General features: G+C 40.7%; 7 protein-coding genes. All 7 read left to right on the plus strand.

The features are described from left to right. The first annotated feature begins 13 nt into the window (after positions 1–13). The 7 genes from QR40_RS17610 (at position 14) to QR40_RS31835 (ending at position 12,121) form a co-directional block, all read left to right on the plus strand. Positions 14–1,462, plus strand: coding sequence for an ABC transporter substrate-binding protein (locus tag QR40_RS17610; protein ID WP_160295829.1), 1,449 nt, complete (start codon positions 14–16; stop codon positions 1,460–1,462). Between the two features lie 142 nt (positions 1,463–1,604). After that, complete coding sequence (locus QR40_RS17615; protein ID WP_027295583.1) at positions 1,605–2,492, plus strand: carbohydrate ABC transporter permease; 888 nt, start codon at positions 1,605–1,607, stop codon at positions 2,490–2,492. Next, the gene (locus QR40_RS17620; protein WP_044289604.1) at positions 2,485–3,327 is read left to right on the plus strand and encodes a carbohydrate ABC transporter permease; all 843 of its coding nucleotides are present in this window, start codon (positions 2,485–2,487) and stop codon (positions 3,325–3,327) included. Before QR40_RS17615 ends, QR40_RS17620 begins: the two co-directional genes overlap by 8 nt. A 498-nt stretch (positions 3,328–3,825) precedes the next feature. Next, on the plus strand, positions 3,826–5,124 hold the full coding sequence (ltrA, locus tag QR40_RS17630; protein ID WP_044296171.1) for a group II intron reverse transcriptase/maturase: 1,299 nt from the start codon (positions 3,826–3,828) through the stop codon (positions 5,122–5,124). Positions 5,125–5,293: 169 nt separating this feature from the next. After that, positions 5,294–11,674, plus strand: coding sequence for a discoidin domain-containing protein (locus QR40_RS17635; protein WP_044296172.1), 6,381 nt, complete (start codon positions 5,294–5,296; stop codon positions 11,672–11,674). Between the two features lie 71 nt (positions 11,675–11,745). Further along, complete coding sequence (locus tag QR40_RS32645; RefSeq protein WP_276325443.1) at positions 11,746–11,874, plus strand: hypothetical protein; 129 nt, start codon at positions 11,746–11,748, stop codon at positions 11,872–11,874. Between the two features lie 25 nt (positions 11,875–11,899). Further along, positions 11,900–12,121 (plus strand): hypothetical protein, encoded by a 222-nt coding sequence (locus tag QR40_RS31835; protein WP_276325444.1) that lies wholly within the window; start codon positions 11,900–11,902, stop codon positions 12,119–12,121. Positions 12,122–12,451 lie beyond the last annotated feature (330 nt).

Here is a 12,451-nt window from a genome sequence, read left to right on the forward strand (position 1 = left end):
GGGAGGAAAAGAAATGAAGAGAAGAGCAGTAGCAATGTTAATGGCAGCTATCATGACAGTATCATTAAGCGCATGCGGTAATTCTTCCGGGATTACGGAAGGTGCATCTAAGGCTGCAGAAGAGGTGAAGACGACTGACAATACAACGGAAGCAGAGCCTGGAAGCAAAGAAAATGTTCAAAAAGAAACGGAGGAAGATATTACCGAGACACAGGATAACGGACAGGCTAAGTCGGAAAAAGGAGAGGATTCGAAACTTTCAGTTATGGTGACCTGGAGTAATGATGGAGATGTGGTAGCCAGAACGGGAAATGAGTTATTAGAAAAACTGCAGGAGAAATATCCGGATTTGGAACTAAGTGTGGAAGTAGTGGCGCATGACTTGTATGAGGACAAGCTGAAGACTTTGATGGCGACCAATTCTCTTCCGGATATTTTCCAGTCATTACCCGGGCTGATGCCATCCATGTATGACAATGAACAGATTATGGATCTGGCACCGGAGATTGCAGCGGACAGTGAATGGAGTGGCAGAATGGATGAAGGGGCATTTAATGATTATACGTTTGATGATCAGATCTTAGGCGTCCCCCAGTCTATGATTGTAAGCAGTATGATGATTTACAATAAGGCAATCTTTGAGGAATGTGGAATAAAGGAGTTTCCAAAGACAGTGGAAGATTTTGAAGAAGCAGTAACAGCTATAAAAGATAAGGGGTATATACCTCTGGCTTGTGGAAATAAAGAAGGCTATATGATATCCAGCCAGATTATGCCAAGCATTTTGTTCCGGTATGCGGATTTAGACTGGTATGATAGCTTAAAAAATGGGCAGGGTGCAAAGTTTACGGATCCCTGTATGGTTGCTGCAATTACAGAATTAAAGAAATTGACGGATATGGGGCTGTTTAATGAAGATGTAAACAGTCAGGAAGAACTTTTAGGAAATTCTTACTATTATGACGGAAAAGCGGCAATGCTTATGGGCGGTTACTGGGTTACCGGAAATGTAGTAAAGAATGCATCGGATGAGGTATTGAAGAATTCAGATACGGCAATGTTCCCTCCAACCTCAGAAAAACCTGGTAATGGAAAGTATATGTCAGGAGGACAGGGATGGGGCGTAGCGGTAAACAGCAGACTGGAAGGCGCAGAGAAAGAGATTGCCATTGACTTTGTAAAAAGTTTGTCCGATCCTGACATACAGGCAAAAATTGCCGGGGAAGGTTCTATACCGTGTGCTAAAACTTCTGAAATTGACAATTCATCCCAGAGTGATCTTGAAAAGGCAATGTTTAAGATGTTTGAGGGATATGAAGTAGTTCCTAATCCTGAGATACAGTTTAATGCAACATATGTATCCACTGCAGAGGATGGATATCAGGAGCTTACAATAGGTTCTCTTACACCGGAACAATTGTCAGAGAAATTGCAGTCTGCTTATGAAGAAGGACAACAGTAGTAACTGGACATCAACTAGTATAAAGTAAGCAGAAACAGCAGAACAGAAACAGTTGAACAGAAACATAAAATGAATGAAAGAAGCAGGTAGGTTTGTCTGCCTGCTCCTTTTATACCTAAAAATAGAAAAGGGGAAGTGTAACATGCGTAAAAATCCATTGCAGCCAAAGGGATATAAGATTGCGCTGATGCTTTTAGCACCGGTTGGAGTTTATGTCTTCATGGTAATTATCCCAATCTTTTTTGCAGGATATTATAGTTTATTTAAATGGTCCGGTGGTAAAAATATGACTTTTTTGGGGTTAGAAAATTACATAAATATTTTTCGGGATGAGGCTTTTTGGATATCATTTAAAAACACAATGATTTTCACGGTACTCATGGTAATTGGTCAGGTAGGAATTGCTTTTGTATTCACTTTGTTTTTTACAATGAAGTGGATGAAGTTTACAGAATTTCATAGAAGAATCATGTTTACAACAAATATCATATCAGCAGTGGTAATCGGACTTTTGTGGCAGATTATTTATAGTAATCAAACAGGTATCTTAAATGAATTTTTGCGGTTGATTGGAAAAGAGGGCTGGATAAAATTGTGGCTGGATGATCCGAAAATAGTACTGTTCAGTGTGGCAGTCCCTGTAATCTGGCAGTTTGTCGGATATTACCTGGTAATTATGACAAGTGCAATAGCATCTGTACCCAGAGACGTATTGGAAATGGCTGAGGTGGACGGGGCAAATGGTTGGAAGAGAAGTATTTATATCACCATTCCTATGATATACGATACTTTAAAGGTTTGTATTATGGTTTGTATTGCAGGTTCATTTAAAGCTTTTGACCATATTTCTGTTATGACAGGCGGAGGACCGGGGAATTCATCTATGGTGCTTTCTCTGTATAACTATGATGTGAGTTTTTCCATGATGAAGATGGGATATGGATGTGCTCTTGCCGTAACAATATTATTGATTTCGTTAATTCTGATTCTTGGCAGCCGTCTGTTGTTAGGAGGGAAAAAGTATGCATAATATAAGAAAAACAGGAGGGAAGATATTTCGTTTTTCAGTTAACGCGGTAATCATGTTGTTTTCGCTAAGCTGTATCCTTCCTATCATTTGGATGATTATATCCTCACTTAGAGAAAACAAAGATTTTATGCAGAATGTTCTTGGATTTCCCCAAAATCCGGTTTTCCATAATTATGCTGAAGCTTTACAGACTGGGGATTTATGGCATTGTTTCCTGAATTCCGGTTACCTGAGTATTCTTACGGTTGTGTTGACTGTAATCTTTTCCTTTACAGTAGGTTTTGTGGTATCCAGGTATAAGTTTCCGGGAGCTCGTCTGATCTATTTGTTATTCATATCGGGGATGGTAATTCCGGTATTGTCCCTGATGGTTCCGGTATTTATCGAATTTAAAATGCTGAATCTCCTGGATCACTGGTTTACGCTGCTGCTGCCCTATGTTGCCTTTGCCATGCCACTGTCTGTATTACTTATGGAAAATTTTATTAAGACCGTACCAAAAGAACTTGATGAGGCAGCTTTTATGGAGGGATGCGGCATATTGCAGATGATGTGGAAGGTGATCTTTCCTCTTTGTAAGCCGATAATATCGGTTATCGTAATAACTTCTTTTATCAGTGCATGGAATGAATATCCATTTTCTCTTATCTTGGTTGGAGAGGCAAAATATAGAACGATTTCAATAGGAATAAGGTTTTTCGGACAGGCACATTCCTTTAATTATACTTTGTACTTTGCGGCTTTAGTGGTAAGTATTGCACCGATTTTAATATTGTATAGTATTTTTAGTAAACACATAATTGAAGGAATGACTATGGGAGCAGTTAAGGGATAAGTGCGCCCAGGAAAGGGCGGATAGTTTAGCGGGTGGAACACCCGCATGGCAAGGCGTAGCGAGCCACCATTAGCGAGTCTTGGGTTCTGACTGGTAACAGTCAGGGCTAAGCGTAGACAGTTAGGGAGCAGGGTTGTAATGCTATAGAGCTCCGAAATTTTACAAAGTCCCGAAGGCCGACGCAGTTTATCCATGCGGAAGGCAACATCATGGCAGACGTTAAGGATTCAGGAGCGAGTCTGTTGTGGCTTCGGCGGAGTCCGAGGGCCAATCATGTTTCACTATGGCTATCCAGTCAACTGGGGAGAGCCTGTGGTCTCTTGCGGGCAGACTGCAAGTATGGCGTACAACTATAAAACGGAGGAAACCAAACGGATCACAGGCAGTCGGATATTTCCGTACTACCAGAGAAACCGCTAATCACGGTGGAGGGAAGGGGAATACATAATAACACTCTTTCTGAGGACACATTTACCGTACTCAGGGGCGGGAGGATAAATGGAAACGAAATTAGAAAGAACAGCAGACAAATCGGCTCATGAAAGCCGACCGATATTTACATCACTATATCATCTGTTGAATGAGGAACTACTGTTGCAGTGCCATAAGGAATTAGACGGAAAGAAAGCAGCAGGAATCGATGAAGTGACGAAAGAAGAATACAGCCGGAACATAGGGGAAAACACTAAAAATCTGGTGGAACGGCTAAAGAATAAGGCATATAAGCCAAAACCGACATTACGTGTATACATTCCGAAAGCGAACGGTAAGAAGCGCCCATTAGGTATTGCATCCTATGAAGATAAGATAGTGCAATTAGGCTTGAAGAAGATACTGGAAGCAGTTTACGAACCGAAGTTTGAAGAAAACATGTATGGTTTTCGCCCGAACCGCAGTTGCCACATGGCAATAAAAGAAATGTGTGTCAGCATAGTAAGAAAACGTATCAATTACGTAGTTGATGCAGATATCAAGGGGTTCTTTTGCAGCATGAGCCACGAGTGGACTATGAAATTTGTAGGATATTACATCAAAGACCCAAATATTCTAAGGCTGATAGAGAAATATCTAAAGGCAGGAGTATTGGAGGATGGAATATATCAAACGAATGAAGTGGGATCTGCACAGGGAAATATTATCAGTCCAGTACTAGCAAATATCTATATGCATCATGTACTGGTATTATGGTACAAAGCATATTTCGAGAAACGTGGAGCGGGAATGAGTTTTCTGGTGGTATATGCCGATGATTATCTGGCAGGTTTTGAACATAAGCGAGAAGCGGAACGTTACTATAAAGAAATGCAGGAACGTTTAGGTAAATATGGGTTGGAAATAGAGACGAGCAAAAGCAGGCTTGTGGAATTCGGGAGATATGCGAAAGAAAGAAGAAAGCGAAGAGGAGAGGGGAAACCCGAGACCTTTGACTTCTTAGGATTTACATTCTATTGCGGAGAAACTAAGGCAGGAAGATTTTGTGTAAAACCAAAGACAAATGGAAAACGGCTAAATACGAAGCTAAAGGAAATGAAGAAGTGGCTGAAATGCAATCGTGCGATGCCATTGAAGGTATTGATGCCAGCACTAAACCGAAAGCTGGTGGGACACTACCGATACTACGGTTTAACGTATAACGTACAGTCGTTGGTGAAGTATCATTATTACACTACGCAACTGCTGTTTCAGTGGATGAACCGCAGAAGTCAGAAGAAAAGCTACAACTGGGAGGGATTCAAGCAGATGTTGGATTATTATCCGATGGTATATCCCAAGAGATATTTTAATCTCTATGCGTAGCTTGCAACTGTAAATGTTATTATGAAGAGCCGTATGCGGGAAAGCCGCACGTACGGTTCTGGAGAGGATTTCATATGGTGACATATGATTTTACTAAACGCGGGGAAGGGGGCGAAACAAAAGGGGCAGTCTTTGATAAAAAATTTTAAACTTAGGAGGAATTGAAGAGATGAAAAAAGTGAAAAGGTATTTCGCTGGTGCAATGGCATTGTGTATGGCTGTTTCGGGATTATCTGCTGTGCCCGCAAATTATGCCAGGGCAGCGGAGACAGAAGAGGTCTACTCGGCGGAGCCACAGTGGGAGGAGGTTTCAGCATTGCTGGATTCCCATGTTGGTGTCTATACAAAGCCATCAATTATTGAGCCGAAAACAGGGCATACCCCGGATGGGCCACTGATGGGTAATGGAACCGTACTGGGATTTTTAAGCGGTACTACGAGAGATGATAAGAAAAACCAAACGGTTTATCTTACAAGGCTGGATAACTTTGAAGAACTGACGAATGGGAATAGAGATAGCCAGTATGTGGGTTTTGGAGGTTTGGATATTAAGCGCACAGATGATGAGGGAATATACGGGACATATTCTATGACAGAAGATATGAAACTGGCTGAAGTGTCCGGCTCATCCGAGAGTGGTTATAATACAACAACATGGATTTCTGCAAAAGAAAACCTTATGATTACGGAAATTACAAATCATACAGATAAAATCATGGACTTAGATATTTCCGCATGGACAGCGACGCCGCCCTCCAATAACGGCGGTTTTTCCAGTGTGGAGTCAGCCATAGATAAAGAAAAAGGAATTATTACGGCAACGAGACATGCAGTGTCCAATACATATAATATAAAAGTACATGCAACACTGGCGGCGAAGATTTTAGGTAAAACACCAACCATAGAAAAAGTCAGCAATAACACAAGTAAGTTAAGTGTTTCAGTTGAACCAAATGAAACAATTCAGGTGGTATCAGCAGTAGAAGGCGGGAAAGAATCAACTACTTATTATGAAGATGCAATTAAGAAAGTAGAGCAGTATGATAGTGCAGATAAAATTGCAGATGCGAGAGAACGTCATCATCAGTGGTGGAAAGAATACTGGCTGAAATCTTATATTAAACTGGACGATAAATCTAATTCACTTGAAAAAGCGTATTTTGGACAGATCTACCAGATTGGTTGTGCATTACAGGCAGTCAGTGAACACCCTGCAGAAGGAGTTACGACAGGTTTATTCCCGTGGAGCGGAAGTTTAGCCCCAGACTGGACAGGTGACTATACCCTGAATAGTGATGTGCAGAGGCCAATGGGAACGGCCATTACCGCAAACAGATTGAATCATATTGATAATTACTCAGAAGTAATCGATGCCTATTGGAAAACTGGTGTGGAAAAAGCATCTGATCCCAGGCATTTGAATTCAGTTATTAATAATTCATCCAGAACTAAATTTACAGAAGGTATTCGTGGTTCTCTTTTCCCAACACATATAGGTCCATGGGGAATCCGTACAGAAAGCTTTAATGGTGGGGTGCAGGATTATTGGTGTTCTCCATCCAATGCTACCATGGCACTTCAGCCGATGATAACATATTATAAATCTACGTTAGATGAGGATTACCTGAATAATGTGCTTTGGCCTAAGTTGAGTTCCACTGCTGATTTCTGGGTGGACTATGCAGAAAAAGAGGGAGATCAATATAATATTTATGGTGCTACTTATGAAAGTACCACAGCACTTAAAAATGCTACATTAGATATAGCAGGGGCAGCTTATATTCTGAAACATGCAATTGAAATCAGTGAGTCAAAGGGTATAAACGCAGACGATCGGGTACAATGGAATGAAGTGTATACACATCTGGCTCCTTATCCAACCAAAACAATAGACGGAAAAGAGTATTATACAGTGGATGCTGAGGGAGGAAACCATGAACCTACATTCTCTAGTTTCAATGTATATGGATTTGCATTTTATGATTTAATAGGACCATCTTCATCACAGGAAGAGAGAGATAAAGTGCTGACATGGCTGGATAAGAAACAGGAGTTTGGGACCAGTGATAAGCAGACAAGAGCAGCAATGACTGCAGCAAGAGTGGGATATGACCCTGAAAAATGGTTAAATGCCATGAAGGCGGGTTATGTTGATGTAAAATCAAATGATACAGGGGTTTATGACTGGATGGGAATTCGGCCTAATAATACCATTGGAGATATGGGAGGAACGTTATTCTCCGGAGCGATTATGGAATGTCTGATGCAGAGCCATGAAGGATTTATTAATTTCTTCCCAACATGGTATCAGTCGCAGTCCGCTTCCTTTAAGAATCTTCGCGCATATGGAGCATTTACTGTAAGTGGAGAACAGAATGCATTTGGACAGACTACCCATGCCAGTATTTACAGTGAAAAAGGAACAGACTGTTCTGTTTTAAATCCATGGCAGGCAGAAGGTCTGGAATTAAAGGTTTTTGCAGATGGAAAAGAAGTAGAAACAATCAAAGAAGCAAATAGTCTTGGTGACGTTTATTCATTTGCTACAGAAGCAGGGATGCGATATGAGTTAACTTATACAGGAGAACTTCCAAGTGTAATTAATATTGAAGAAACAAGTGTAGATGTTCCGTTGAATAATAGTGTTAAAATTAATGTCATCAGCAATTCAGACAAAAAAATTATTTGGGAATCTGATAATAATGAAGTGGTTCCTGTTGATGCATATGGAACAGTGACAGGCAAACAGGAAGGATCAGCGACAATTACGGCGACTCTGGAAGGGACCAACATCAAAGACACCTGTATTGTTAATGTTATAAGTGAAAGAAAGATTCCGTCTTCACAGCTGACAGCTGTGGCTGACAGTGAACAAAACAGTGGTGCTGACGGTCCGGCAGGTAATGCAGTAGACGGAAATGAATCAACAAGGTGGCACAGTGCATATAATCATGATCCGCGGCCAGATATATCAAATGATATAAATAATAGCTTTACAATTGACCTGGGCGATATTTATGATGTAGGTAAGTTTGAATATGTACCACGTCAGGAGGAAAATGCATTTAATGGACGTATTTTAGGATATGAATTATGGTACAGCACAAATGCAGAAGGGGAAGATTTTGTAAAAATACCTGGTGGAAGCGGCACCTGGGAAAATACAATGTACAAAAAAGAAGCTTTGTTTGAAAGTGTTGAGGCAAGGAGAATACGGATTCGAGCAAAAGATACAACAGCAGGTAATCCGAACGAAGTAAACAAATTTATTTGTGCAGCAGAATTCTATGTTTATGAAAAATTTCTGCCGATCCCAGAGGTGCCCGCAGAAGAAGTAGTAATATCAGCGGAAAAACTTTCCCTGTATGAGAATGCTTCAAACACGCTTACTGCAGCTGTTCTTCCTCAAGATGCATCTTTCCCGGATGTAAAATGGAAATCTTCTGATAATACAGTTGCAGCAGTGGAAGGTGGAGTTGTTACTGGTGTGAAGACAGGAACAGCAATTATTACAGCAGTCAGTTGGGATAAACAGGCGTCTGCAATTTGCGAGATAACTGTATCAGCTGATCCGGAGTTGGTTGAACAGCTTCAAAATCTGTGTAATGAGTATGATCAGGTAAAAAAGGGCGTATATACATCAGAAAGCTGGAATGTATTCCAGACGACTTTGGAAAAAGCAAAAGTTACATTGGAAAATCCATCCAGGGTACAAAGCGAAATAGATGCTTTGAAGTCCGCTTTTGAGCAACTGAAGGAAATTGATGGTATAGAAATTGACCAGCAGGAAGTAAAGATTGAGGTTGGCTCTGCAGAACAGTTATCAGTACGTCAGAATGTAGATGGTGAAATTCAGTGGCGCAGCAGTAATAATGAAATTGTTAATGTTAGTAAAGAAGGTAAAGTATTAGCACTTGGGTCTGGAACAGCAACCATTACTGCAATGGTGAAAGGGACTGAATATCAGGACAGCTGTATCATCAAAGCAGAGGGCGGTGGATCGGGAAACCTTGCAGTTATGGCAAACCGGGTTACAGCAGACAGTCAGCACGATAACTTTGCTCCACTCCGTGTAATTGATGGAAAAACCAATGGAACCAAAGACGACGGTGCGGAATTTGCATGGGTATCCGCCAGCAAGAATATTGCAGAGCCACGATGGGTGCAGTTAGACTTTGATGAAGCAATCATCATTAATAAATGGAAAGTTTCGCATGTAGCTCTAAGGGGGGATATAAACAGCGTTGCAAAAGACTTTAAACTTCAGGTAAGTGAAAATGGAACAGACAACTGGCAGGATGTGGATTCGGTCACCGGTAATAAGGAAAAAGTAACGGAAAGAACATTGAGTGAACCGGTTACGTCCAAATATTTCCGACTTTACATTACCGTAGCAGATAACTATAATGGCCAGTGGCCAAAGAACAACGCCAGAATTGATGAGTTAGAACTGATAGCTGCCGATGCACCGGAAGTAAAGCTGACAGATGTGAAAGCAGCGGAAGACTTAAAGCTGTATTTTAGAACCACGGTAGAAGAACTGGAAGAACAGCTGCCAAAGACAGCTGAGGTAACACTGGGAGAGGATTTTGTAACAGAATATCCGGTTACCTGGAATACAGATGGATATAAACCGGAAGAAGAAGGAACCTATACATTAGAAGGAAACATCGCGGTTCCGGCTGCAGTTAAAAATCCGGAAAATAAAAAAGCAGGCATAAAGGTAATTGTTGAAAAACATGTAATCCGGTCCGTTGAATATCTGCCGGACATGGAAGCAGAACTGAATACACCAATAGAAGAATTGAATATTCCGCAAACATTGGTGGCAGTAATGGATGACGATTCCACGCAGGAAGTGAGTATTACCTGGAATAAAGAAATTTATGATGGGGCAGTTGCAGGTACATACGAATTAGTAGGAACAATTGCAGAAAACAGCACATATAAAAATCCTTATAAAGTAAAGGCAAAGCTTAATATTTTTGTAAATGAGGTACCAAATATCACAGAAATCGGTCTACAGGCAGAGAAAGAAGTAAGTTTTGGTACATCAGCTGATGATGCAGCTGCGGGTCTTCCAGCCGAAGTATTAGTGAGATTAAATCATGTGGATGTACGTTACCTTCCTGTAACATGGGCTTGTGAAGGCTATGACGGAACAGTGGCGGGTGTTTATGGTTTTACAGGTACAATTCCGGAAGGTACAGAATATCAGAACAGAAACAACCTGAAGGCACAGGTAAACGTCGTGGTTATGGAAGAGGGTGTACCAACTTCTGAAGAATTAGCAGAATTAAGGCAGAGTATTTTAGATGCAGAATCTATTGATGCCGGAAAATACAGTGAAGAGAGTTATGCAAAAGTGAAGGAAGCTTTAGCTGCAGCAAAAGCAGTGGCAGAGAACCCGGCAGCAGATGCAGGGGAAATCAAAGAAGCGGTGGATGCAGTAAAGGAAAGCATCCGAAACTTAGCATGCGGACATTTGGAAACGGAAACGGTAATACTTCATGAAAGCACCTGTGATCAAGAGGGTGTTCTGATAACAAGATGTAATATATGTAAAGAGATTATAAACCAGGAAATAATCCCGGCAGCAGGGCATGACTTTGGTGAATGGGAAAGGGTAAAGAATCCAACTATTTATGAAGAAGGAGAAGAGACGCGCAGTTGTAAGGCTTGTGACAAAACAGAGGAATCTCCAATTGCAAAATTACCATCCTGCAAAGTAATGTTCTTAAATCATGATAACCGTGTGCTGGGTGAGATGCAGACAATTGAGGTAAACGGGACAGCAAAGGCACCGCAGGTACCGGAAAGAAAAGGCTACCGCTTTACAGGCTGGGATAAAGCTTTCACAAATGTAACAGGTGATCTGGTAATAAGTGCAAAGTATGAGCTGTTAACGTATAGGATTAACTATGCTGGTATGTCAGGAGTAAATAATGCGAATCCAGCCGTTTATACAACAGTGCAGACCATTATACTTGGGACACCGGTCAAAGCTGGCATGAACTTCGGGGGCTGGTATCTGAACGGAACACGTGTTACAGAGATTCCGGCAGGAAGAACCGGAGAGATTACACTTACTGCAAAGTGGAGTGAGGTTCCGGCGAAAAAGGGTGATACCCTGAGCAGCGGAAGACTGAAATATACAATCACAGGCACGGTATCAGGAAAACGTACCGTAAAAGTAACAGTTCCTGTGAAAAAAACGTATAGCAGTATAACAATTCCAAATACAGTAAGGTTCAAAGGGAACACTTACAAAGTTACGGAAATTGGTTCCAAAGCATTTCAGAAAAACAGAAGGCTTAAGAGCGTTAAAGTAGGAAAATATGTAAAAACAATAGGCTCTTACGCATTTGACGGTGCAGGTAAGCTGAAGAGCATCCGTATTTATTCAGCTTCTTTAAAAACTGCAGGAAAGAATGCATTTAAAGGAATCAACAGCAGGGCTGAGATTAAAGTGCCATCAAAGAAATTTACAGAATATAAAAAACTTTTGGCTAAAAAAGGTCAGAAGAGCAGTGTGAAAATCAAAAAATAATGAGAAGACTCTCGGAAATCTAAATAATTTCCGAGAGGACTTTTTATATTACTGAAAGGATTGGATTATATATGAAAATACGAATGAAAGAAACATTTGAAACAGGGTGGAAATTCCATCTGGGTGATTGGAAAATCATACATCCCGTGAAGAGCGGTATGGCAGGTGGTATTACAGACTGCGAGGATATTGAGGATTGAGAATGGCTGAAAATCCTGTATCCGGATTTCTGTAACAGACAAATATAAAGGTGCAGCAAAGATAATAGGTACAGGAAATGGAGATCCAAGCAGCCATGAACCGGATAAAGCAATGGAAAAAAGTATGTTTTCAGGAAAATGTATGCTGATTATTCAGTCCAATGGAGAAGAGGGAGAGATTCTGGTAACTGCTTCTTCGAAAGGATTGAAGGATTGTATTATTACGTTAGCAGGGAAAGCTATATAGTAAATTTAGTATTGAAAAAATTGAGTTATAAATAGCAAGAGATCCAGATGAAAAGGGATTGTCGCTTTGCGGCAGTCCCTTTCCGTGGTCTCTTAATGAATTTTCACCTGAAAATCTAAACTATCAAAAGAACTCCATGCTTGATGTCCTCAAATACAATTTGGTTTCCGAAGACCGCTGATGGAGAAGTCCGGTGGACGGGAGCAGCGTAATGTAAAGGAGTGCGATATGTAAATTATTATGTGATATATACTAAAATTATGATAAAATAAATCTAATCTGAAAGCATAATCGAAAGCAGATAATAAAACTTTATATCTAGCGGGTCGA

The sequence above is a fragment of the Robinsoniella peoriensis genome (assembly GCF_000797495.1).
Classification (GTDB): Bacteria; Bacillota; Clostridia; order Lachnospirales; family Lachnospiraceae; genus Robinsoniella; species Robinsoniella peoriensis.